Below are 23563 nucleotides of genomic sequence, written 5' to 3' on the forward strand. Positions count from 1 at the left end.
CCCCCCCGGCCGCCGGAGGCACTCCCCCTTCTCATTCCCGACCCGCCTCGCGCGGCATAAAATCGCGCAGGGTCGTTTCCAGTTCGGTCTGTCGGCTGCGGCAGGCGGCCAGGGTCTGGCTGCGGGTGGTGATGTCGGCAAAAAACGGCGCAAACCGGCTGGCCAATTCGCGGAAAATCCGATCCAGGCGGGCGGACAGGCGTTCGCTCAGTTCCTGACGCAGGGTTTCGCCGCCGACGGCCAGCCGCCGGCGCATCTCCCGCAGGAGCCTTGGCCGCTGCCAGTACAGGGCGCTGCCGGCCAGCAAGGCTCCCAGGGCCGCCACCACGCCGCCGGTGACGTCGATGACCGCGCTTTTGACCGACACGGCAAAGATGGTGCCCAAAACCACCAACGCCCCGCCCATGGCTGCCCGCGGGTCCATGGCGGCGACGGTTTTGGGATCAATGCCGGCCATGGGCCCGCCTTCGGCCAGGAGCGATTCCACCCGGCCGGCCACCTCGGCCAGAACCCGGTCGCGCTCCCCGGACAAGGGATCGCCCTCGGGGGCAGCCGCAGCCAGCCGCCGCAGCCGCAGCTCGTCCAGGAGCATCCGGGCATAGCCGGACACGCTTTCGAAAATATGGGCCGCGCCCTGGGTGGCGATGGACTCCACCTCGCGTTCCAGATCCCGGGCAAAGGCCTCGCCCAGTTCCTTGAGGCGGGCCGACGGGCCGCCGCCGCCCTTGCCGCGCCGCCACAGGCCGGTGATGGAGCGGCCAAGCATCCCGGACAGGGTCAGCTCGGCGGCAAAGGCTGCCTCGAACTCCCCGGCCAGCCGGGCGTAGGCAGCCTCGACCCGGGTGCGCAGCACTTCGGCCTCGCGCCCGGCGGCGTGGCGCGCCGCGTCCAGACGATTGCGGATGCGCCCGGCCTCGGTCTCGTCGGCGGCCAGTTCCTGCATCCGGCCATCGAGCATCCGGCCAAGCTCGTCCAGCAGATGGAGAGCCGATCGCCTCGTGGCATCGAGCTTGCCGGCGAAATGCCCGCCGCCGGCCGTGAGCTCCCGGATGTGGCGGCGAAGGGCCTCGATGCCGCCAGCCTCGGCGTCGCTTTGGCTTTTGACCGAGGACACCAGAAAGATCGTCGGTTCGGCAATCCCCCGGTCGCGGGCCAGTTCCCGCAGCCGGCCGGTGTTGACCGCGATCTGCTCGGGGCTGGCCAGATCGGCCATGGTCAGGGCGAAGGCCACGTTTCTGCCCCAGGTGTCGGCCACCAGATCGAAAAATTCCCAGGCCGAGCGGGAATAGGGATTGAGGGCGGAAAAGGAAAACAGCACCAGATCGGCGCGGGGGATGAAATGCTCGGTGATTTCCTGGTGGCGGTCGATGATGCTGTCCACGCCCGGGGTGTCGACGATGGACAGGCCATTAAGCAGCGGGCTGTCGACAGCCACCCGCACCACCAGTCCCCCGGCCTCGGTTTCGCCCGGCGTCCCGCCCCGGCCGATGATGCGGATGCGGTCGGTGCAGGGGTCCGGGGCCACATCCGTGACCGTTGTCCCGAGCAGGGCGTTAATGAGGCTGCTCTTGCCGGCCTTGACCTCGCCAACCACCACAAAGAGAAACGGCTCGGCCGCATGGGCCATAAGCGCCTGCGCCGTAGCGGCCGCTTCCGGCCGGCCGCAATGGGCAAGCAACTCGCACAGCCGGCCGAGATGTCCCGACAACTCGGCCTGCAGGGCCAGATAACGCGTTTCGAGCAAGGTGGTGGTCACAGGGCTCCCGTGTGCGCCGGCGTCAGCGCGGCAAAAACCAGTCCAGTCCCAGGGCGTCGATGCCGCCGGCATCGGCAGGAACCGGCTGGCCCTTTTTCCCGTCTGCCGGGCCGGAATGGCAGACCTCTTCGGCCCGGACCAGATCCGTGGCCGCGATGCGGATGGAATTGCCGTCGGTAAAGGCCCCGTCATCGCCGACATAGTGCATGAGAATGAGGCTAACCGGGCCGACGTCTTTGGATTTGAGGCTCCATTTCCAGGTGCGCAGGGTGCCAAAGGCATTGCCGCGCCATTCCTTGGGCTCGCCGTAGCGCTTTTTGAGGGCCTCGAGGATGCGGTCAAAGAACTGCAGGGAATCGTCGGCGTAGTTCATCTTGATGCGCACCACCCGCCCCTTGGCGGCGCACAGGCCGTAGTCCACATAGCCGCTGCGATAGCCCTTGAGTTCAGCCACGGGCATGACGCCGAGATAGGGCCGATGAAAGGCCCGATCCGCCTCGGCGGACATGAGCTTGCCGGCTTGTTCTTCCACGGTCTGGCCGAGTTTGATCCCGGCCAGGGAGTCGGGTCCGTCGGCAGCCCGAACCTCCCGGGCAGCCGCCACGAGGACAAAGGCCAGCACTACGGCCAGGACCGTCCGGCCCGGCCCGGCAAAACGTCTACGCATCACGACGACCTCCCCCAGGCCTCAGGAAAAATTGGCCAGGGCTTCTTCCTGGGTCGTAAAAATCGGAAAAATCTCAGTGTATCCCGATATTTCAAAGACTTCCTTCATGTAGTCCTTGATCGATGACAGCACCAGGCGTCCCTGGATCTTTTTAAGCTGCTGCAAAGCCAAAAGCAGCACCCGCAGGCCCGTGGAATTGATGTAATCCACGTCCCTGAAATCCATGAGCACTTTTTTCTTGCCCTGACCGAGTATCTCCATCACCTTGTCTTCCAGGACCTTGGACGTATTGCTGTCGAGCCTGCCGCCAAGCTCCAGCACCGTCACTTCGCCGCTCTCCTTCTCCACCAGTTGCATATCGCCCCCTTTGTGTGTGTCAGATGGTATCTTTTTCCAGCAGCAGGCGGTTGATCCCGCCCACGTGTTCATAGGCCACACGGTCCATGATCGCACGCACCAGGTGGATGCCCAGACCGCCTACGGGCCGGGCGTCGGCAGCGGCGGTGACATCGGGAGTCTTGGCCGTCAGCGGATCGAAGGGCCGGGCGGTGTCTTCCAGGACAAAGCGCAGCCGGCGTCCGTCCTGGGCCATGGTCACGTGGATGGTGTGTTCGCCGTCGTCCGGGTAGCCGTAGCTGATGGTGTTGGTTAGGAGCTCATCCAGGACGAGGCGAATCTGGTAACGCAGTTTGGCCGGCAGGCCATGGGCCTCGCCAAAGGCTTCCACGGCATCGGCCACGCGGTCCAGTTCCAGCAGACGGTTGGTTATGCGCAAGGAAAAACCCGGCAGCATCCTGTCCCCGGCGCGCGGTGCGAGTCACATCCGTCCGCTGCGCGTGAGCTTGGCCGTTGGGCGGGAATAAGGGTCCCTTGACCCGCGCCGGCGGCTCGTCAAATGGCCGGGCACGAACATTAAGCCCATGGCCGATTGCTTCAAAGTCCCCGTTTTCAAAGGCCCTGTCAAGGCGCGCCGGCGCCCTGGCCGGTTGCCAAGGGGCGGCGAGGGGCGCTAAAGGCTCCTGCCAAGGAGCATTGCCGCCATGAAAGACTTAAACTCCGCCCTGGCTGAAAACGAGGCCGACGCCACTGAAGCGTTTCTCAAATCCCTGCCGGAGCTGAAAGCCGGCGAGACCTTCCAGTTTGCCTGCCATCCCGAGGTGCCGTGCTTTAACGCCTGTTGCTCGGATCTGACGCTTATGCTCACGCCCTATGACGCCCTGCGTCTGCGCCGGGCCCTTGGCGTGTCGCCGGCCGATCTCATCAACCACTTTGCCAGTCGCCTCGAAGCACCGGACACCGGCTTTCCCATGCTGCATCTCAAGATGCGCGAGGAACGCCAGAAGCGCTGTCCCTTTGTGTCGCCCGAGGGCTGCAAAATATATGGCGACCGCCCCGGGGCCTGCCGCACCTATCCCCTGGGCCGGGCCACCAAACTCGACGACGACGGCGCGGTCATCGAACAGTTTTTCGTGGTGCGCGAGCCGCATTGCCAGGGTTTTGAGGAAACCAGGGACTGGAGCAGCGCCGGCTGGCTCACGGACCAGGATCTGGCCGTCTACAACCGGTTTAACGACCGCTACATGTTTCTTATGGCGCTCACCCGCGGCAAGGGCGTCGGGCTTTCGCCCAAGCAGATCCAGATGGTCTGGCTGGCCCAGTATCTGCCCGACGAATTCCGGAACCTGATCGGCAAGATGGGCATCTTCAATCTCGTGGAAGTCGATGCCGCCCGCCAGGAGCGCATCATGGCCGACGAGGAGGAAACGCTCCTTTTTGGCCTGGACTGGCTGGAGTTGGTCTTTTTCGGCCGCCAGGAACGCCTGCGCCGCAGACGCCATGACATTTGAGCACGAAAAAATCCTGGCCCGCCCGGCCCTGGCCGCCGCCATCGCCCGGCTGCGGCCGGGCCGCACGGTCGTCTTCACCAACGGCTGCTTCGACCTGCTCCACGCCGGCCATGTGGACGTGCTGACCCGGGCCAGGGCCCTGGGCGACCTGCTTGTTGTCGGCCTTAACGACGACGCCTCGGTGGCCCGCCTCAAAGGCACGCGCCGGCCGGTGACGCCCGCAGCCGAACGGGCCTACATCCTGGCCGGACTGGCCTGCGTGGATTTCGTGTCGCCTTTTGCCGAGGACACGCCGCTTGAACTCATCAAGGCCGTCTTGCCCGACGTGCTGGTCAAGGGCGGCGACTGGCCGGTTTCGGCCATTGTCGGCGGCGACGTGGTCACGGCCCGGGGCGGCCGGGTGGTGAGCCTGCCCCTGGCGCCGGGCCTGTCCACCACTGCCATCATCGAGCGGATCATCGCCTCGCACACCCCGTCCTGACCGAATCCGCCAGAAGGCTACGGCCCGAGCAGCAATTGGCCCGGGAACAGGATACGGCTGCCAAAACGCCACAGTTGGGCGTCCTTGCCGGTCAGCGTGACCTCGAAGACATCCCCGGCCCGGCAATCGGCCGGCAAGGCAAGCGCCACAGGACGCTGGGCCGGGGTCCAGGCTCCCCGGGTCTCGGCGGCAAAGGTCAAAATACGCTGCCGGCCCCCCTCCCCAACCCGGTCGATGGCGACCACATCCTGCGGGGAGGCGCTTCGCGGCAGGGCGACGAGCCCGGCCTGCCGGGGCGTTTCCAGCAGGACCAGGGTCAGCCGGGCCGGCTTTGCGGCATCGGCCGGCTGGTCCACAATCCAGGACCCATCCATGCTTTCGACCAGATTTTGCGCCCCTGTAACGGCCATGGCCGGGGCAAAGCCGAGCAGCCGCCATTTGCCGTCCGGCTCCCGGCGAAGGGCCGGCCAGTCGGACAGTTCCGGAAAGCGTTCGGCCAGTTCGCCGGCCGCAGGCAGCCGCATCCCCCCAAGGAATCGCTGCAGCCCCGGATCTTCGGCCAGACGCGGATAGATGGCCTGGGCCAGGATGAAGTTGCCGTACCGGGTGAAATGCATGGTGTCGGAATAGAGGTCGGCGATGGCGGCCGGATTTTCCGTCAGCCGGTCAAAGAGGGGCTGGGGATCGACCAGGGGCACGCCGGTCTTTTCGGCCACGGCCCGGTTGGCGGCGGCAATGGCCTGGCGGCCGAAGCCGTAGACGGCGTAGTGGCTGTCCTGGAGCGGAAACGGAATGCGGCCTCGTTCGATGGCCGGGGTGGAATCGGGCCGCACGATCCAGGGATAATTGACCAGGATGGTCTCGACGCCGTGGGCCGTGTCATCGGCCACGAGCCGTTCCATGTTGGCGGCGTAGCCGAACAGGTCGAGCTTTCGTTGCAGGATGGCGGCAAACAGGCCGGTTTTCGCCAGGGTTTCGGGCAGCACCCGGGAGCTTGTCCGATACAGGGCGCTTTGCCCAAGCAGCCGGCGCGCAGCAAAAGCCGGTTCTGTTCCGGCCGCACCAGGCTTGTTGACCAGGCCGCCAAGGCGGTCCGAAAGCCGCTCCCGCCCCTGCTCCAGGGCCTGGGTGGGGGTGTTGTAGGCCGCCATGACGTCGTTTATGCCGTCCATGACCACCACCATGTCCGGGGCCAGGAGCCGGCGCTCGGCTTCGAGGCGCAGCACGCTGTGCCAGGAATGGTAGCCGAACACACCGCCGTTTATGACCTCCACGGTCTTGCCTGTGCCGGCCAGGGCAATGGCAAAAAAGTCATTGAGAATGGCCGGGTAGGTATAGCGATTGTGCCCGGCGTTGCTGCCGATGGTGGTTGAGCCGCCAAGGCAGAGAATACGGTAGACGCCTTCTGGCTTGGGCACGGCAACGGGAGCCGCGCGGTAGCCCAGGTTGTTGGTGACGTATTCGGCCACGGCCCGGTCGGGCAGCAGCCGGTAGCCGAGGACCGGATCGACCTGGCCCAGGCCCTCGATGGAGGCCCAGCCGACATTGAGATCGGTCCTGTCCAGGGGCGGGCGGGCAAACAACCGGCAACCGACTTCCAGGGCGGCCAGCACCACCAGCACCGAACCGACGGCCAGGGCGCAATTGATCCAGAATCCGCGGCCAAAACTCCGTGGCATGACACGCTCCTCGCTCGTCTTGGCCAAACAGGCGGCATCGCCCCCTGTCCCGGCCGCAAAACAGCCGGCTTCGCGGGCCTGTCCGCTCCCTGTGGGGTCGGACAGGCACCGCTCGGCACATCCTGCCTCAAAATTGACGGAATATTTCTTGCTTGGTTACACCGGCAGGATTTTTTTGCCGCATCCCCGAATAAAAGAGAGGTCAGCCATGCTTGTCTCCGCCGACTCCATTGCCAGCACCCTGGCCCTGGCCCGCGACATCGCCCCGGCCCGGACCGGCAAGGCCGCCGGGACTGCGGCTTCCTCGCCGTTTGCTTCGGTCCTGGCCGACAACGCTGTCGCCGCAGCCCCGGACGCACCAACTGCCGCCACAGGCAGCCGGCACAGCGCCGCCTGGGAGGATTTTTACAGCCACCCGGTCATCGGCACAAGCGAGGACGGCCTCCCCATTGTCGGGGAAACCGAAGCCGAACTGGCCAACACCCGGGCCACCTACGCCAAAGTCGCAGCCGCCCATGGCCTCGACCCGCAACCCGCCGCAACCATTCAGGCCAGACTGCCGGTCACCGACGGCCTCCTGGGCCCGAAACTCGGCTATCATCAGGTGACGCTCATGCAACTGCCGATGGCCTTGACCCAGGCTTCGCTCAATACCCCGCTCTCCCGGCTGCCCTCCGACGCCGAGGCGTGAGTTACGGCAACCCCCAGCCGGCGGCCAAAGAGCGGTATTCGGCTTGGGGCAATACGGCCAAAAGCGGCCTGGCCCCGGGATCGAGCCAGGCGGCCAGGGCGGCGGCCTGTTCGGACGCCAGGCCGATACTGCCCCCGGTTGGCGGGCCGCCGGCCGGACGCACGTTGACAAACAGGCAGGTCCCGCCTTCGGGATCAATGCTTTGGTTGTTGTGCCCGATGACCACACCCCAGGCGTTGGCGCCGTCGTCGCGCACCATGCGGTCCTGGCGAAGCCCGCCCTCGGGCCGCTCATCCGGGCCGACCACCCGGCCAAACAGCGGTGAGGCCGGGTCGGTGATGCAGGACACGCGGTCCGTCACGGCCATATAGGGCAGCCGGACCCCGGCTGCCGCCGCCGTCTCGGCCCCGGCATAGCCAAAGGCTGCGGGCAGGGCGAAAAGTCCGGCCGGAGTGCGGCCATCACCCTGATGCTTGGCCGGTCCGCCGGCAAGGCCCGGCCAAAGGCCGCGCCCCACGCCAAGCCCTTTGCGGCCGAGCTGGCACGGCACGGGTTGCCCGGCCTCGGTCCAGGGCGCGCCCGGCCCGCTTCGGACAAAGCGCTGCACTGTCCCCCGGGTGGCCTGAAAATCGGCGGCCGTCACCAGCACGAGCTGGCGGGAATCGGCCACGGGAAATCCTGTCGAAGCCCGGCCCGACGCCCCAGGTGCCCCAGCCGTCCCAGGTGTCCCGGACGCCGGCGGCTGGCCGGCCGGGATCTCAGCCCCGGCCCGGCCCGGTGGCTGGGCAGGCGACAAGGCAGTGCCCCCGGCCCCGCCCCCGCCCGAAGCGAGGCCAGGAGCCAGAGGAGCGGCCGGCCCGGATCCGGCTCCCGCGGCCGGGCCGGCGGCAACAAGGCGTCCGGCTGCGGGATCGCCCGGCGTCGTCCCGGGACGGGTTTTGTCCGGGCCGGCAGCCGGCACAGTCCCGGCGGCAAGGCCGGGCGTCATGCCCTGCCGGTAATCCGGGGCCAGGACCGCCGCCCGACCGCCGCTTGGACCATAGACATCTTCCGGGCGCACCACAGGCGTCTTGCCGGTCACGCCCTGTCCGCCGTCCCTGGCCGGTTCGTCGGAACACCCGGCCAGGGCCAGACACACCAGCCCCGCGGCACCCAAATGTCGCAGCCAGGGAAACAACATGGCACCCTTCGCGTCCATCATGCCTCGGGGGATGCGGCCGCCTCGGCCGGGCCATCCCCGGCGTCGGCCTCGGAGGATGCCTGCTTGTCCCGGCGCTTGGGCCGCTTGCCGGACTGCAGCAGGCTGGCGAGCTTTTCAGCGGCCTTGTCGGTTTCCTCGGCCTTGCCGAGGTAATGCATCTCGCCCCGTGGCGAAATCCAGTGCCAACCGGCCGGTTTGACCAGTTCGTTGGCCCCATGACGCTGGAGATATTCCAAGGCCTTGGCCGCATCGAGTTCCCGGGCGCAGGCCGCCAGCATGTCTTCGGCATCAAAAACCGAAGCGGCATGGCGAAAGATTTCAAAAGCGCCGTGCACCACATCAAAAGGGGAAAAATCAGCTTTCCGGCGTCGCCCCGTCAGGACGGCCTCCAGAGTGTTCAAATCATTTCGCAGCGCTTTAAGCTCTTTAAGCGCCGCTTCACGGGCCTGGTCGCGCCTCTCTTCCAATGTTTTGCCGACAGCGGCCGCAGTGGCGTTTTTCGGGGGCATGGATTCCTCGCTGGTTTCCGCCAGCCTAGAAGAAAACCTCGGAAAAGTGGAGAACAAAGAAACGGACGAAAAGACGACCCGACACCTGGCGCAACGCTGCGCCGTCATAGCTATGACATGCAAAATGTGAATAAAGACATTGTCTTTCTCATGAATTACCTGTATCGAACTAAGTGGATAGCATTCATATCAAATCATGCCACGGAGCAGGAACCAAAGGGAGCACCAAATGGCTCAGGACGCCCAATACGGCAGCCAGCGCTTTCTCACGTTAACCCTCGGGGACGAGCTCTTCGCCATCGACATCTTCTCGGTCCGGGAAATTCTCGACTACACGGATATCACCCGCATCCCCCAGACCCCGGAATACATGCGGGGAGTGGTCAATGTGCGAGGCAGTGCCGTGCCTGTGGTGGATTTACGGATGAAATTCGGCCTGGGACAGGTGGAACGCACGCTGAACACCCGCATTGTCATTGTGGAAATCAAAAAAGAGGACACCCTGTCGGTCATGGGAGCCCTGGCCGACTCGGTCAAGGAAGTCCTGGAACTGGAAACCGACCGCATCGATCCGCCGCCGCGCATGGGTGCCGCCGTGCGGGCCGATTTCATCCGGGGCATCGGCAAACACGGGGACCGCTTCCTGCTCGTTCTCGATGTGGACAAGGTCTTTTCCAACGATGAAATACAGGACCTGTCCCGCATGATGGGCGATGAGACAACGACGCCCCCCGAATCGGCTCCCATCGGCTCGGACGAGGATTTCTTCAGATAGTCTGCAACACGCTCCGAATCCCCCTGCGTTGCCAGTGGCAACCGCGATGTCGAGCTTGAAAAGAAGTCACCGCGTCCGAAAGAACAGTTGTGGCTTTCGCTTGTAACACGAATCCGGAGTATATAATGTTTCGTAACCGTGGACTTGCCTTCAAACTCGGATCAGGCTTCGCCCTGCTTATCCTGTTCACTATCATCGTATCCTATATCGGATATATGAGTCTTGGAGACGTACTGTCACGAGTTGATAAAGCGGACAAGGTCAACGCCATCAGCGATGGCGTCACCAACGCCCGGCTGGATATACTCTACTTTATCAACAGCAAAGACACAGCCAAGCTCGACAGCTTCCGCAAGCATATCGGCACTGCCCGGGAAAGCGCCCAATCCCTCAAGCTCAGTCTGAAGGACCCTCGAAATATCGAGCGGATGGAGAATTTTGTTGCAGCGGCAACTGCCTATGAATCAGGGCTCTCACGCTACCTTGAAAGTGAGAAGGCCAGGGAAGATACTTTAAAAGTTGTTGTCGAATCAGCGAATGCCCTGCAAAAGATTACCGAGGAACTGATTGGCCGGCTGGGTGACCAACAAAAAAAGGCCGCTGATCCCGGTGCGGAAAATGCCGGCCGGCTCGCGAGCCTACGTATCAAGCTCGCCGACCTCGAGCAACAGTTCCTGCGCGCCCGCATCGAAGTGTTGTACTATCTCTGGCGGGGCGACAAGACGCACATGGACACCGCCCGCTCCATCCTCGACAAGCTCATTGCCCTCGCCCGCGAAACATCGACCCTGCTGGCCACCGCCGAAGACCGGGCCCTGATGGTCGAACTTATTGCCAAGGCCGAAACCTACAAAAACCGGATGGACGGTTTTGTCCAGGCGGCCGATGCCCAGGCGGTCGTGGTCAAAGACATGGCTGCCACTGCCGACAAGGCCGGCAAAATCGCTGACGACGCCGTGGATGCGCAGCAGCAAGCCATGGCCGCCGAGGCCCGCACGGCCAATCTGACCAGCCTTGGCGTCTCGGCTGCGGCCGTGCTGCTTGGCATCCTGTTTGCCGTCATCATCACCCGGGCCATCCTGCGCGGTGTCCGCGGTGCCATCACCGTAGCCGAGGCCATGTCCCACGGCGACCTCGACGTGGCTGTGGTTATCGACAGCCGCGACGAGATCGGCACCCTGCTCACGGCCATGGACCGCATGATCGCGGCCGAACGCATGGCCGCCGGGGTGGCCGGCAGCTTGGCCGACGGCGATCTCAGCGTGTCCGTCGTCCCCCGGTCGGACAAGGATGTGCTGCTGCGCAGTATGCTCGAAATGATCGAACGCCTGCGCGATGTCGTGGGCGAGGTGCAGTCCGGTGCCGAAAACGTGGCCTCAGGCAGTGAGGAAATGAGCGCCTCGGCCGAATCGCTCTCCCAGGGGGCCACAGAACAGGCCTCGGCCGTGGAGGAATCCTCCTCGGCCATGGAAGAAATGGCTTCCAGCATCCATCAGAATGCCGACAACGCCAGCCAGACCGAATCCATCGCCATCAAGGCGGCCGGCGATGCCCGCGAATCCGGACAGGCCGTGACCCAGGCCGTGGCCGCCATGAAGGAAATCGCCGGCAAGATCTCGATTATCGAGGAAATCGCCCGGCAGACCGATCTGCTGGCCTTAAACGCCGCCGTGGAAGCGGCCCGGGCCGGCGAACACGGCCGGGGCTTTGCCGTCGTTGCCGCCGAAGTCCGCAAGCTGGCCGAACGCAGCCAAGCTGCGGCCTCGGAAATCACCCAGCTGTCGCGCTCCTCGACCAGCGTGGCCGAACGGGCCGGCGAACTGCTCGGCAAACTCGTTCCCGACATCCAGCGCACCGCCGATCTCGTCCAGGAAATAAACGCCGCCAGCCAGGAACAATCCACCGGCTCCTCCCAGGTCAACAAGGCCCTGCAACAGCTCGATCAGGTCATCCAGCAAAACGCCTCGGCCTCCGAAGAGCTGGCCTCCACTTCCGAGGAACTCTCCGCCCAGGCGGAACAGTTGCAAGCGAGCATCTCCTACTTCCGTCTCGACACCTCCATGCAGCGGCCGGTCCAACTCCGTCCCAAGGCCGTCACGGCCTCGCGCAAGGGCAGGCCAACCCCGGCGAAGCCGTCCGCCCCCAAGGCTTCCGGGACAAAGTCCAAGGCCGCAGCCCTGTCCATCGACATGGAAGAGGAGGATGATCAGTTTGAACGCTTTTAAGACGCCGGGGCACACCCGCCCCTCGGTCAAACCGGACGCCATGGAGGCAGCCCATGACGGACATTGATCCCTCCATCGGACTCTATGTCGAAGAAACCCGGGAACTTCTGGGCGAACTCGAACGCGGTCTGCTCGAACTGGAAACCAACCCCGGCGACTCGGAACGCCTTGACGCCTGCTTTCGGGCCATGCACACCATCAAGGGTGGCGGCGCGATGTTCGGCTTTGACGAAATTTCGCGCTTCACCCACGATGTGGAAACCGTCCTTGATCGGGTACGCTCGGGCGAACTCCCCGTGACCAAGGAGCTTTTGACTCTGACCCTGGAGGCCAAAGACCATATTCTGGCCTTGCTCGAGGCTCCCCGGGACGGTGCCGGGACCGAATTGCGCACGGCCTCCGACACCCTGCTCGCCTCCTTTGCCGCATACCTGCCGGCCGGCAGCCATGGCGCTGCAACGGCCGGGGCCACCGCCCACACCCATGCCGCCGCCGAGACCGACGAATACGCCTGCCCGTCCCAACCCGGCCCCCCCGGCATCTACTGGGTGCGCCTTCGTCCTGCGCCAGCCATGCTGCATACCGGCAACGACCCTGTGCGCCTTTTGGCCGAAATGGACACCATGGGCCTGGTCCGCGTCCTGCGGCACGGCCCCATCCCGGCCCTGGACGATGTCGACTATGACCCCGAGGCCGTTTACGGTGTTTTCGACCTGTTTGTATGCACGCCGTGCAGTAGTGAAAACCTGCGGGATGTCTTCATCTTCGTGGAGGGCGACTCGGATATCTCCATCACCCGCATCCACACCGGACTCCTGCGCAGCAGCGACCTCGACGAACTGCTGGCAACCCTTGCGGGCCGGGATGAGGCCGACGACGATACCGTCCGGCGACACCTGGAAGCCGCCTTTGCCGCCAAAGTGGCGACCATCGAAACGGCAAAAAGCACCATCCAGGCCCAGAAGATCCAAAACGCTCCCGGCGTCGCCGCCCCGGCCCGGCAGCACGCCGTGGCCGCGGCGACCACCTTGCGGGTGGATGCCGGCCGACTGGACAGTCTGGTCAGCATGGTCGGCGAACTGGTTATCCTGCAATCCCGCCTGCGACAGGCGGCCAAGGCCAGGGACCTCGACGCCGTGACCGAGGTGGACGAGGATCTCGAACGCCTGACCGACACCCTGCGCGACGTGGCCCTGGGCCTTCGCATGTTGCCCATCGGCTCGGTGTTCAGCCAATTTGCCCGGCTGACCCGCGATCTGGCCGAAAATCTCGGCAAGGATGTGGAATTCGTGGCCCATGGCGGCGAAACGGAACTGGACAAGACGGTTATCGACCGGATCAAGGACCCGCTGGTCCATCTGCTGCGCAACAGCCTCGACCACGGCCTGGAGCCGCCGGCCGACCGGGAAGCCGCCGGCAAGCCCCGGCGGGGCCGCATCACCCTTTCGGCCATGCACTCGGCCGGCAACGTGGTGCTCACCATAAACGATGACGGGCGCGGCATTGATTCGGCAGCGGTACGCCGCAAGGCCATTGAGCGCGGACTCATTGCCGCGGATGCCGAACCTTCGGAAAAGGAACTGCTCGACTGCATCTTCTTGCCGGGCTTTTCCACTGCGGCCAAGGTGTCCGATGTGTCCGGCCGGGGTGTCGGCATGGATGTGGTCAAGCGCAACATCGAAGCGCTTCGCGGCACCGTCGAACTCGACAGCGCCCTCGGCAAAGGAACCACCGTCACCGTCCGGCTGCCGCTGACCCTTGCCATCATTGACGGCTTCAACGTCATGGTGGGCGGCGATTCCTTCATCGTCCCCCTGGCCAATCTGCGGGGATTCCAGGAACGGTTTGTGGCTGATGCGGTGCGCACGGTGGAAACCCTGGAGCGCATGGGAGAAATGATGCCGGTTGTCAGTCTGCGCCGACTGTTTGCCGTTCCCGGCCAACAACCGGACTACGAACGTGTGGTGATCACCGAGACCGAAGGCGAGATGGTTGGCTTTTGCGTGGACCGGGTCATTGGCCGACAGCAGGCCGTCATCAAAAGCCTGGACGACTGCTACCGACATCTGAAATGGATTTCCGGCACGACCATCAACGGCGACGGCAGCATTTCGCTGATCCTGGATGTGCCCCAACTGGTCCGATTCGTGCGTTCCCGTGAAGAGAGCCGCTTGCACGCAAGCGAACCCTTTCGTACACTCCCGCAGTAGGCGGGTTTTTGAGGAGTGGCCATGGAACTGACCCAATTTGAGGATGGCAAGACGCACGTGCTCGGCATTGCCGGGAAATGCAGCGTGGAACACGCCGCCGCCCTGCGCGACGCCCTGCTGGCAGCGCTGGCCACGACCCCCAATCTGGCTCTCGATGTCTCTGCGGTTGAGGAAGCCGACATCACCTTCCTGCAACTGCTGCTCTCCACGGCGATCACCCTGGAACAAAACGGCGGCGTCCTGACCCGCCATGGCCCCATGTCCCAGGCGGCCCTGGCTGCCGCCCGGGTTTCCGGTTTCACCCAAACGCCCCAACTCACAAACTTCTTCTCCGACGAGGGACGAAATGGCTAAACGCATCATGACAGTGGACGACTCAGCCAGTGTCAGGCAGATGGTCGCCTTTACGCTGAAAAAAGAGGGCTATGACGTCATTGAGGCCTGCGATGGCAAAGACGCCCTGTCCAAGCTCACCGGCACCATTGATATGGTTATAACCGACCTCAATATGCCCAATCTCGACGGCATCGGCCTCATCAAGGGCATTCGGGCCCAGGCTGCCTATAAGTTCATTCCGGTCGTCATGCTGACCACCGAATCCCAGGCCGGCAAAAAGGCCGAGGGCAAGTCCGCCGGGGCCACCGGCTGGATTGTCAAGCCGTTCACCCCGGACCAGCTCCTGGCCGTGGTCAAAAAAGTGCTGCGCTAACACGCTCCCGCCCGAAACCATGGCCCCGGCATGTCCGGGGCTTTTTTTCAAGGCGATCGCCCGGCCCCGGACCGCAGGCCGGGCCGGGGTCTTCGTTCCCGCCTCCCCCCATCGATTGGAAACACAGGCACATCATGAAGCGTACGTACCTCTGGTCAATTATCGTCCTCCTCAATGTCGGCGTGGTCGCGGCCTGCGTCGCAGTATTTTTCAATTTCTTCACTGTCTCCATCTACCGCAAAGAGGATTCAAAATTTCTGCAGCAAATGGCTTCCCTTGAAATACAGGCGGGCAACAAGGCTCCGGATGCGGCCAAGAACCAGGCTGACTTCGACTTCCGAAAGCCGCATCCCTACGCAGGATACAAGCCGCAGCCCAATGTCAAATACAGTTCCGGCGAAACCTTCACCAATGCCCTGGGTTTCAAATCCCCGGAGCTGTCCGCCAAGGGTCCTGATGAAATCCGCATCGCCATGGTCGGCGGTTCTGTCGCATTCCAGGGCTCAGCCGGCACCAATGCAGACGACATCATTGCCAAAGTGGCCCAGAAAATTGCCCTGAAAGGGAAAAAAGTCAGCTACATCAATGCCGGAGCCTTGTCGTATATCTCCAACCAGGAACTCAATGTCCTGGTCGACGACATCATAAGCCAGGATGTGGATATCGTTGTCTCGCTTGACGGATTCAATGATGTCCATCACATCATGTTCTACAATGGCCGGGTCGGCTGGCCGGCCTTTCGCTGGGACAATTTCGGTGACACGTCCAGCCAGACGAAAAGCCAGTGCCCGCCGTACTATCCCTCCATCGAACCCAATCCGCGAAACAACGTCGCCATCGCCAACGCCCTGGACAATTATCTGGAAAACATCCTGAAGATGTCCCAGGTCTGCGAGGCCTTCGGCGTCGGCTATCTGGCTGTGCTGCAACCGCTCAAGCAGTTTGGTCCGAAGCAATGCCAAAGCCAGCCACCGTCCAACGACGAATATTTTGATCGCAAGGCGGCCTTCTACTGCCAGGTCATCAATGCGTTTGGGCAATGGGACGGGGGGCAGAGCAAAACCGCCGCCTTTGTAACCATGGCCGACGCCCTGTATGACCGTCAGGATCTCTTTATCGACGAATGCCATTTCAGCCTTGAGGGCAATGAACGCATCGCCAACAACATCCTGCAAACGCTGGAGACCAGGGGTTTTCTCGACAACACGGGGCACAAACGCCCCCTGGCCCGGGTCCGGGCCGGAGCGCCCCGGGTCGAGGCGGCCAGTGATTTCTTTGATCCCCGGACGCTGGACGCAACGGTCCAAACAACCGGTCTGCGGGACATCGAATCCGATCCGGCCGGCCGATGGCGCTGGGCTGTTGGCCCGGAGTCGCGTATCTCCTTCCCGCTGCAACAGGCCAGACCCATGCGCCTGGAGTTTGCGATAAGTAACCCGTTTCCAGGGCAAAGCGTTGTCCTTTCCATCAACGGACAGGAAGTCAAACGCTACGACAACCTGCCGGCAACACCCTGGCTGACCGCAACATTGTCAGAATCCCTGCCCTTTGACGCCCAAGCCGGAACGAATGAAATTGTTTTCACCTACAGCCTGCAAAACGGCCAGGGTGCAACACTCGGCAGTTCCGATCAGACCCCGTACGCTGTCTCGTTTACGTCCCTGCGTTGCAACTAAGCCTGCCTGCAGCAGGCCAGTCTCTGCTGCGCTCAAACAAGAAGGCCCGGTTCATACCCGGGCTTTTTTTGTGGTCGTTCCTGCCTCTCCCGCTTCCAATCCCGCCCCTGGCCTGGATTCCCCTGGCCATTGTGTGGTTTGGTCTGGGTTTGGCCTCGGCGGCCGACCTCATCTTCCCGGGCGCGTTTTTTCCGGTGGTCCTGGCCACCTGTTCCGGGGGGTTGGCCGTCGATCCGCTCTATGTGGACGCGGTACGCGTCCTGGGCTGCGGCCGGGCGGCGGTGTGGCGCAAGGTGCTGTTGCCCGGGTCGCTGCCCTCGGTGGTGACCGGCGTGCGGGTGGGCCTGGGCATCGCCTGGATGACCCTGGTCGCGGCGGAATTTATCGGCGTGCGCGGGGGCTACGGCCTGGGCTATATGATCATGAGCGCCCGGGATCTGCAGCGCACCGACATGGTCATGGCCGGCATGGCTGCCATTGGCCTGATCGGGCTTGGCATGGAGTGGTGCCTGAAGCGCCTTTCCCAACCACTCATGCGCTGGCAATGACCATGGCCGCGACCCTGACCATTCGCGATCTCGGCAAGACCTATCCGGCGACAGGCGGGCGGCCGGCGGTCACGGTACTGGACATGGACGAACCCTTCAGCGCCCTGGACTGCCAGACCCGAAACCGGATGCAGGCTTTTCTCATCGACGTCTGGGCCAAGCGACGGGACACCATCCTCTTTGTCACCCACAACATCGAGGAGGCTGCCCTTTTAAGCGACCGCATCGTGGTCATGACGCCAAAGCCCAGCCGGATCGAGGAGATTGTGCCCATTGATTTGCCGCGCCCCAGGCAACGGACTGACGCGGCGGTCAATGCGCTTCGGTCCCGGATATTTGAAACCCTGGGGCGACTGCGCCGCGAGGAACGTTGACCCCGGCCGCCTGCCCTCCGTATGCTTGCTGGTCGCAACCATCGAAACGACGCCGCCGCAGGGCCAGGGGCGCAGACCCGCCAAGGGCCGAGAACCCGACGCCGCATCGATGTGAGAAAAGGAAAACGCCGCCATGGCCATATTGGGATTCGTCAACGTCAGGAAATTGCTCCTGGAATTGGCCCAGCACCACAGCGTGGAGGTGGTCCTCAAGATCGCCGTGGACACCCTGGCGGCGGTCTCAAGCGTGGCCATGGTGCGGGTCTGGCTCATCGAACCCGGCGACCTTTGCGCCAACTGCAAGGACAGCCGGCAGTGCCCGGACAAGAGCCGCTGCCTGCACCTCAAAGCCAGCGCCGGAAAATCCCTCATCGGCCCGACCACCTGGGATACGATCACCGGTTCATCCTTCAGCCGCTTCCCTATCGGCATCCGCAAGGTCGGTCAGATCGCCCAATCGGGCAAACCCATTGAACTCCTCGAAATCAAGCCTGATGAAAAATGGGTGGCCGATCCACAGTGGGTCAGGCGGGAAAAGATCGTGGGCTTTGCCGGCCAGCCGCTGATCTGCCGCGACGAGGTCCTGGGCGTCCTGTCGGTCTTCACCCGCCAACAGCTCGAACAAGGGGCGCTGGAAATGCTGCGCATGGTGGCCGACCATCTGGCCTACGCCATTGCCAATGCCCGGGCCTTTGAGCTGGTTGACAGCCTCAAGCAGCAGATCGAACTGGAAAACGCCTATCTGCGCGAGGAAATAAACGAAGCACAGTCGTTTAAAGGCATTATCGGGCAAAGTGAAGGCATCGAGCAGATTCGCAAGGTTATCCGCATGGTCGGCCCCACCGACGCCAACGTGCTCATTTACGGCGAGTCCGGCACGGGCAAGGAGATGATCGCACGCGAAATCCACAACCACAGCGAGCGGTGCGACAAGCCCATGATCAAAATCAACTGCTCGGCCATCCCCCGGGAGCTTTTTGAGAGCGAATTTTTCGGCCATGCCCGGGGCGCTTTCACCGGGGCGGTCAAAAACCGTATCGGCTATTTCCAGGCAGCTGACGGGGGGACGCTTTTTCTCGACGAGGTGGGCGAAATTCCCATCTATCTGCAAAGCAAACTCTTGCGCGTGCTCCAGGAAGGCGAATACCAGCGGGTGGGCGAAGAGACCGTACGCAAGGTCAATGTGCGTATCATCTCAGCAACGAACAGGAATCTGCACGCCGAAATCCAGTCCGGCCATTTTCGCGAAGACCTCTACTACCGCTTGCAGGTCTTCCCGGTGGTGGTGCCGAGCCTTAAGGACCGCAAGATCGACATTGCGCTCCTGGCCGATCATTTCATCAAGCTGAGCTGCAAAAAAATGAACCGGCCTCTCGTGCGGCTCACTGAACCGCAGATGGGCCGGCTTGTCGCCTACGACTGGCCCGGCAACATCCGGGAACTGCAAAATATCGTGGAGCGTATGGTGATCACCGCCCAGGCCGATCAGGTGCTGCTCGAACTGGGCCATGGCCCGGGCGGCCCCAAGGAATGCGCGCCAACCGCGGCGAGTGTGGCGCTGCCGGAACGCATCCTGACGGAAAAGGAACTGCGCGAACTGGAAACAGCCAACATGCAGGCGGCGCTGCGCCACACGAACTGGCGGATCTACGGCCATCGTGGCGCGGCCAAACTGCTTGGCCTCAATCCCACGACGCTGATCTCGCGGCTGAAAAAACTCGGCATCTACCTGCCCCGCTCCCAGCCCGAGGAGTAGCTCTTATTCCTCGAGAAGCGTGCTTTTGGAGCTGTCGGCAGACCGGAACGCCGGCACGAATTGCTCAGAGCAGGCCAAGCAGGCGCACTACCAGCGGCGCAAAGCCGGCCGTGAAAATGCCGGCCAAGATCATGGCCAGCCCGGCCATGGCCCCCTGCTGCTCGCCTTCCATGAGCGCCGTGGCCGTGCCCTGGGCATGGGACACCGTCCCCAGGGCCAACCCCCGGGCCACGGGATGGCCGATGCCGACGCGGCTGAGTAACCACCCGCCAAAAAGCGACCCCAGAGTGCCGGTTGCCACCACAAAAGCGGCGCTCAGCGCCGGTATCCCCTCATAAATCCGCGAAATTTCCACGGCAAAGGGAATGGAGACGCCCTTGGGCAGGATGGAGACCACCACCTCCCGGGGCAGTCCCCCCAGGCTGGCGATCAACCCGGCCGACAGCATGGCCAGAAAGGCCCCAAGTCCCACGCTGGCCACAATGGCCAGCCCGTGGCTGCGCAGCAGACGGCGGTGGCGATAGAGCGGCACGGCCAGACCAACCGTCGCCGGACCGAGCAGCGCGGTCATGACGTCGCGGGCCGGGGCGTAGACGGTGTAGGGCAGATCGCAGGCGACCAACACCGCAATGACGATGCCGGCGCTTAAGGCCACGACATTGAGCAACGGGTGGTTGACCGTCAGATACAACCGCCGGCAGGCCAGATACGTGGCCACGGTCAGGACAATAAAGCTTGCCAGCAGGAACGGATTGTCCATCTCAGGCTCTCCTGCGGTGCAGAAACAAGGTCAAAAAGCCCACCGCAAAAAACGGCAGCACCGAACTGACCACCACTGCGGCCAGGAGCACGAATCCGTACTGGTAAAAGACACCGCCCCAGTCCATGAGTCCCACGGCAATGGGGATGAAGAAAAAGACCAGATGGCGCAACAGGAAGTCTGCAGTCTCGGCCACATAATCAAGCTTGACCACACCCAGACACAAGAGGGCAAACAAGAGCACCACACCGACCACATTGGCCGGCACAGGCAGAGCCAGGGCCTCGGTGAGCCACCGGCCGGCAAGATACACGCCCCACAGGATGCCAAGCTGTCCCAGATACTTCACAATACGCATGGTTCCCGCCTTGCTTTGCCGCCGGGGATGGAACTTTTCCCGGCGCACGGCTCCATACGCCGGCCGGCTCTTGGGGACAACCCCTGGCCGCCCGGGATCTCGACGGCGTGCGCCATGTGACCCTGACCGCCGGCACCACCGCCTGCCCCGACGACGGGGCACTCTATCTCGGCCGGTCCGCCGCCGCCATTGTGGCTGCCACCGGACTGCCGGTGGAAATCCAGTTCGAACCGCTGCACGACCAGGGCCTCTACGCCCGGTTGCGGGACATGGGCGTCACCGACGTCGGCATCCATGTGGAGAGTTTCAATCCGGCCGTGCGCCGCCGCATGCCCCCGGGCAAGGCCGAAGTGGACTTGCAGACCTATTTCGAGGCCTTTGCCGCTGCCGTGGCCGTGTTTGGCCGCAACAAAGTCAGCACCTACGTGATCCTGGGCCTGGGCGAGGATGTGGAGGTCACCCTGGACGGCTGCCGCCGCGCCGCAGCCCTTGGCGTCTATCCCGTGGTGGTGCCGCTGCGCCCCCTGCTCGATTCCTGTCTGGCCGAAGCCAGGCCGGTCGATCCGGAGTATCTCGGCGGCATGTACCGGGCGGTGGGAAAGATGCTGACCGACCAGGGGCTGGCCGCCGAGCACAGCACGGCCGGCTGCGTGCGCTGCCGGGCCTGCTCCCTGCTCCAGTTCACCGAGTCTCCGCTCCCCCCGAAGCCGGCGGCCATAGCTGCTCCTGCGGCTGTGGCCGATGCCGCCGCCGTGACCGTACGGGTGGCCGAGACTCCGGACGAAATCGAGGAATACCTGCGCCTGCGCCACGAAGTCTTCGTGTCGGAGCAAGGGATTTTCCCGGTCAGCGACCGCGACGCCCATGATACGGACGCCCTCCCCATTCTCGCCCTGGTGGCCGGACGTCTGGCCGGGGTGGTGCGCTGCTACCGCCATCGGGGCGGCGTATGGTACGGCGGCCGGCTGGCCGTGCGGCCCGAATTTCGCAGTGGCGTCAATATCGGGGCGCTGCTCGTGCACAAGGCCGTGGAACTCATGCGGGCAAACCCCACCGTGAAACGTTTCCTGGCCACGGTGCAATTCCAAAACGTCTGCTTCTTCCAGCGCATCGGCTGGGTGCGCCTGGGGAAACCGTTTTTGCTGCAGGGCAAAAAGCACCAGATTATGAAAAAAAAGCTGCGCGAGGGGGACTTGTGATCGTTACCGCCGTCCCCTTAAGCGAGACCGCCTTCACGCTGACCTCGGACCTGCACACCGCCGTCTCGGACCAGTCTCCGGACTTTGGCGGCAATGGCCTGGGCCCCATGCCAAGCGAACTGCTCCTGTGGTCCGTGGCCGCCTACTTTGGCCAGGCCATCCGCTACGTGGCCGCCCGGAGACGGCAGACGATCGAGGATTTGTCCCTTGCGGTATCCGGCGTCAAAGACGCCAAGGCATTTTGCTTCGGTGAGATTGTTATTCGCGTATCAGCCGCCTTTCCCCAGGAACTCCTGGAGAGCATTGTTCGCCTGGCTGACCGGTACTGCTTTGTGCCCAACAGCTTATTGACACCGGTTCTGGTCGAAGTTGCATCTGTTGAGCCGGTTTAGCAGATTCCACTCTGACATTTTACTGTTGCTGCCAGCGCCAGAATCATCTCATCAACGAAATTTCGTTATAAACCCTGAACTTTCTTGGCTCGCAACGATATTCAATTGTCCCCCCTCACCAATCGGGTGGATGTCTGTCGGCACAGCCGGTCGGACGTCCTCCCGATTTCTTGTATTCATTTAAAATAAATTACTATTTCATGAAAACAAGCGCCTCGGCAATGGCAGGAAACGCCCGGCATCGTCCTTGCTAAGGCCCCTGCTCAAACCTGGCGCAGCAGCGCCCGGCCATCCGGTGTCACCATCTTCGGAGCAGGGGCATACCGGTGGACCGCCTGCTGCGGGATACAGCGGTCGGGAAGCCCAGGCGGCAAGGCCCGCCCTTCCCGGCCGCAACACGCTTAACCATTCGCTTGCGCGAAAGGAGAACGCTCATGTCCAAACACCAGACCCCCCTGCTCGATCAGCTCGAAACAGGGCCGTGGCCCAGCTTCGTGTCTGACATCAAGCAGGAGGCCGCCCATCGCAGCGCCAATCCCGAGGGGCTGGATTACCAGATCCCGGTGGATTGCGCCGACGACCTGCTTGGCGTGTTGGAACTGTCCTACAAGGACAAGGAAACCCACTGGAAGCACGGCGGCATCGTCGGCGTCTTCGGTTACGGCGGCGGTGTCATCGGGCGCTACTGCGATCAGCCCGACCTGTTCCCGGGTGTTGCCCACTTCCACACCGTGCGCGTCAACCAGCCGGCCGGAAAGTACTATACTGCCGAATACCTGCGCGGCATCATGGACATCTGGGAGCTGCGCGGCTCGGGCCTGACCAACATGCATGGCTCAACCGGCGACATCGTGCTGCTTGGCACCACCACGCCCCAGCTCGAAGAAGTCTTTTACGAGCTCTCCCACACCATGCGCACCGACCTCGGCGGCTCGGGCGGCAACCTGCGCACCCCGGCCGACTGCCTGGGCAGCTCGCGCTGCGAATTCGCCTGCTACGACACCCAGGATCTGTGCCACACCCTGACCACCGACTACCAGGACGAGCTGCACCGCCCGGCTTTTCCCTATAAATTCAAGTTCAAATTCGACGGCTGCCCCAACGGCTGCGTCTGCTCCATCGCACGTTCCGACTTCTCGGTCATCGGCACCTGGAAGGACGACATCCGCATCGACCAGGAGCGCGTCAAAGCCTATGTCGCCGGCGAGTTCAAGCCGGGCGGCGGCTCCCACTCCGGTCGCGACTGGGGGGCTTTCGACATCGTCAAGGAAATCGTGGACCGCTGCCCCACCGGCTGCATGAGCTACGACGGCACCAAGCTGACCATCGACAACGCCAACTGCACCCGGTGCATGCACTGCATCAACACCATGCCGGCGGCTGTGAAAATCGGCAAAGATACCGGCGCTACGATCCTCCTTGGAGCCAAGGCCCCCATCCTGGACGGGGCGCAAATGTCTTCGCTGCTCGTCCCCTTCGTCAAGGTGGAAAAGCCCTATGACGAGATCAAGGAAGTCATCGAAAACATTTGGGATTGGTGGATGGAAGAAGGCAAGAACCGCGAGCGCGTAGGCGAGACCATGAAGCGTCTGTCCTTCCAGAAGCTGCTCGAGGTCACCAACATCAAGGCCATGCCGCAACACGTCAAGGAACCGCGCTCCAATCCGTACATCTTCTTCAAAGAAGAGGAAGTGCCCGGCGGTTTTGCCCACGACGAGGCGGCCTACCGCCAAAGACACATGCGATAAGC

24 protein-coding genes are annotated in these 23563 nt (G+C 63.4%); 15 read left to right on the forward strand and 9 right to left on the reverse strand.

Translation table 11 applies throughout. From position 1 onward, the window contains the following. Positions 1–31: 31 nt before the first annotated feature. From DVDV_RS07430 to DVDV_RS07445, 4 genes are read right to left on the reverse strand one after another with little or no spacing between them, the layout of a single operon-like run. Positions 32–1756 (reverse strand): dynamin family protein, encoded by a 1725-nt coding sequence (locus tag DVDV_RS07430; RefSeq protein WP_075354055.1) that lies wholly within the window; start codon positions 1754–1756, stop codon positions 32–34. Between the two features lie 22 nt (positions 1757–1778). After that, complete coding sequence (locus tag DVDV_RS07435) at positions 1779–2423, reverse strand: hypothetical protein (protein WP_075354056.1); 645 nt, start codon at positions 2421–2423, stop codon at positions 1779–1781. A 21-nt stretch (positions 2424–2444) separates the two neighbouring features. Then, positions 2445–2780, reverse strand: coding sequence for an STAS domain-containing protein (locus DVDV_RS07440; RefSeq protein WP_075354057.1), 336 nt, complete (start codon positions 2778–2780; stop codon positions 2445–2447). Positions 2781–2799: 19 nt separating this feature from the next. Continuing rightward, positions 2800–3198 carry an ATP-binding protein gene (locus DVDV_RS07445; protein WP_254845296.1) on the reverse strand — a complete coding sequence of 133 codons (399 nt, stop codon included), beginning with the start codon at positions 3196–3198 and terminating at the stop codon, positions 2800–2802. Positions 3199–3463: 265 nt separating this feature from the next. On the opposite strand from DVDV_RS07445, the gene DVDV_RS07450 reads away from it, so the two are divergent. Together DVDV_RS07450 and rfaE2 are read left to right on the forward strand one after the other, a co-directional pair. Beyond that, positions 3464–4270, forward strand: a complete 807-nt coding sequence (locus tag DVDV_RS07450; protein ID WP_075354059.1) for a YkgJ family cysteine cluster protein — start codon at positions 3464–3466, stop codon at positions 4268–4270. Then, a complete protein-coding gene (gene rfaE2 / locus DVDV_RS07455) occupies positions 4260–4751 on the forward strand; it encodes a D-glycero-beta-D-manno-heptose 1-phosphate adenylyltransferase (RefSeq protein WP_075354060.1) in 492 nt (163 codons plus the stop codon). Before DVDV_RS07450 ends, rfaE2 begins: the two co-directional genes overlap by 11 nt. A 17-nt stretch (positions 4752–4768) precedes the next feature. On the opposite strand, the gene DVDV_RS07460 is transcribed toward rfaE2, so the two are convergent. Further along, positions 4769–6430 carry an SGNH/GDSL hydrolase family protein gene (locus tag DVDV_RS07460; protein WP_075354061.1) on the reverse strand — a complete coding sequence of 554 codons (1662 nt, stop codon included), beginning with the start codon at positions 6428–6430 and terminating at the stop codon, positions 4769–4771. Between the two features lie 208 nt (positions 6431–6638). Here DVDV_RS07460 and DVDV_RS07465 point away from each other — a divergent pair, with 208 nt between their 5' ends. Continuing rightward, positions 6639–7121, forward strand: coding sequence for a hypothetical protein (locus tag DVDV_RS07465; protein WP_075354062.1), 483 nt, complete (start codon positions 6639–6641; stop codon positions 7119–7121). A 1-nt stretch (position 7122) separates the two neighbouring features. Here the strand turns inward: DVDV_RS07465 and DVDV_RS07470 are convergent, their stop codons facing one another. Beyond that, positions 7123–8301, reverse strand: coding sequence for a hypothetical protein (locus DVDV_RS07470; protein ID WP_254845297.1), 1179 nt, complete (start codon positions 8299–8301; stop codon positions 7123–7125). Between the two features lie 17 nt (positions 8302–8318). Beyond that, complete coding sequence (locus DVDV_RS07475; RefSeq protein WP_075354064.1) at positions 8319–8831, reverse strand: hypothetical protein; 513 nt, start codon at positions 8829–8831, stop codon at positions 8319–8321. A gap of 229 nt (positions 8832–9060) precedes the next feature. Here DVDV_RS07475 and DVDV_RS07480 point away from each other — a divergent pair, with 229 nt between their 5' ends. The 9 genes from DVDV_RS07480 (at position 9061) to DVDV_RS07520 (ending at position 19104) form a co-directional block, all read left to right on the forward strand. After that, on the forward strand, positions 9061–9606 hold the full coding sequence (locus tag DVDV_RS07480) for a chemotaxis protein CheW (protein ID WP_075354065.1): 546 nt from the start codon (positions 9061–9063) through the stop codon (positions 9604–9606). A gap of 125 nt (positions 9607–9731) precedes the next feature. Then, the gene (locus tag DVDV_RS07485; RefSeq protein WP_075354066.1) at positions 9732–11831 is read left to right on the forward strand and encodes a methyl-accepting chemotaxis protein; all 2100 of its coding nucleotides are present in this window, start codon (positions 9732–9734) and stop codon (positions 11829–11831) included. A 53-nt stretch (positions 11832–11884) separates the two neighbouring features. Beyond that, the gene (locus DVDV_RS07490) at positions 11885–14041 is read left to right on the forward strand and encodes a chemotaxis protein CheA (protein WP_075354067.1); all 2157 of its coding nucleotides are present in this window, start codon (positions 11885–11887) and stop codon (positions 14039–14041) included. A gap of 21 nt (positions 14042–14062) precedes the next feature. Continuing rightward, positions 14063–14395 (forward strand): STAS domain-containing protein, encoded by a 333-nt coding sequence (locus DVDV_RS07495; RefSeq protein WP_075354068.1) that lies wholly within the window; start codon positions 14063–14065, stop codon positions 14393–14395. Then, positions 14388–14750 (forward strand): response regulator, encoded by a 363-nt coding sequence (locus DVDV_RS07500; protein ID WP_075354069.1) that lies wholly within the window; start codon positions 14388–14390, stop codon positions 14748–14750. Before DVDV_RS07495 ends, DVDV_RS07500 begins: the two co-directional genes overlap by 8 nt. 134 nt (positions 14751–14884) lie before the next feature. Next, positions 14885–16426 (forward strand): hypothetical protein, encoded by a 1542-nt coding sequence (locus tag DVDV_RS07505; protein WP_075354070.1) that lies wholly within the window; start codon positions 14885–14887, stop codon positions 16424–16426. 68 nt (positions 16427–16494) lie between these two features. Continuing rightward, positions 16495–16974: an ABC transporter permease gene (locus DVDV_RS07510; RefSeq protein WP_303046327.1), complete on the forward strand. Its 480-nt coding sequence runs from the start codon at positions 16495–16497 to the stop codon at positions 16972–16974. A 2-nt stretch (positions 16975–16976) separates the two neighbouring features. Continuing rightward, positions 16977–17348, forward strand: coding sequence for a hypothetical protein (locus tag DVDV_RS07515; RefSeq protein WP_254845299.1), 372 nt, complete (start codon positions 16977–16979; stop codon positions 17346–17348). Between the two features lie 133 nt (positions 17349–17481). Then, positions 17482–19104, forward strand: a complete 1623-nt coding sequence (locus DVDV_RS07520) for a sigma 54-interacting transcriptional regulator (RefSeq protein WP_075354072.1) — start codon at positions 17482–17484, stop codon at positions 19102–19104. A 64-nt stretch (positions 19105–19168) separates the two neighbouring features. Here DVDV_RS07520 and DVDV_RS07525 read toward each other — a convergent pair whose 3' ends face one another. Both DVDV_RS07525 and DVDV_RS07530 read right to left on the reverse strand, forming a co-directional pair. Further along, positions 19169–19864 carry an LrgB family protein gene (locus DVDV_RS07525; protein ID WP_175577078.1) on the reverse strand — a complete coding sequence of 232 codons (696 nt, stop codon included), beginning with the start codon at positions 19862–19864 and terminating at the stop codon, positions 19169–19171. Position 19865: 1 nt separating this feature from the next. Next, positions 19866–20222, reverse strand: a complete 357-nt coding sequence (locus tag DVDV_RS07530) for a CidA/LrgA family protein (RefSeq protein ID WP_075354098.1) — start codon at positions 20220–20222, stop codon at positions 19866–19868. Positions 20223–20329: 107 nt separating this feature from the next. On the opposite strand from DVDV_RS07530, the gene DVDV_RS07535 reads away from it, so the two are divergent. From DVDV_RS07535 to dsrA, 3 genes are all read left to right on the forward strand, one after another. After that, a complete protein-coding gene (locus DVDV_RS07535; protein ID WP_254845300.1) occupies positions 20330–21421 on the forward strand; it encodes an MSMEG_0567/Sll0786 family nitrogen starvation N-acetyltransferase in 1092 nt (363 codons plus the stop codon). Further along, on the forward strand, positions 21418–21813 hold the full coding sequence (locus tag DVDV_RS07540) for an OsmC family protein (protein WP_075354073.1): 396 nt from the start codon (positions 21418–21420) through the stop codon (positions 21811–21813). Before DVDV_RS07535 ends, DVDV_RS07540 begins: the two co-directional genes overlap by 4 nt. A 434-nt stretch (positions 21814–22247) precedes the next feature. Beyond that, positions 22248–23561 (forward strand): dissimilatory-type sulfite reductase subunit alpha, encoded by a 1314-nt coding sequence (dsrA, locus tag DVDV_RS07545; RefSeq protein ID WP_075354074.1) that lies wholly within the window; start codon positions 22248–22250, stop codon positions 23559–23561. The last annotated feature ends 2 nt before the right edge of the window (positions 23562–23563 follow it).

Origin of the sequence: Desulfovibrio sp. DV, from assembly GCF_001936595.1 — a bacterium.
Lineage (GTDB): Bacteria > Desulfobacterota > Desulfovibrionia > Desulfovibrionales > Desulfovibrionaceae > Solidesulfovibrio.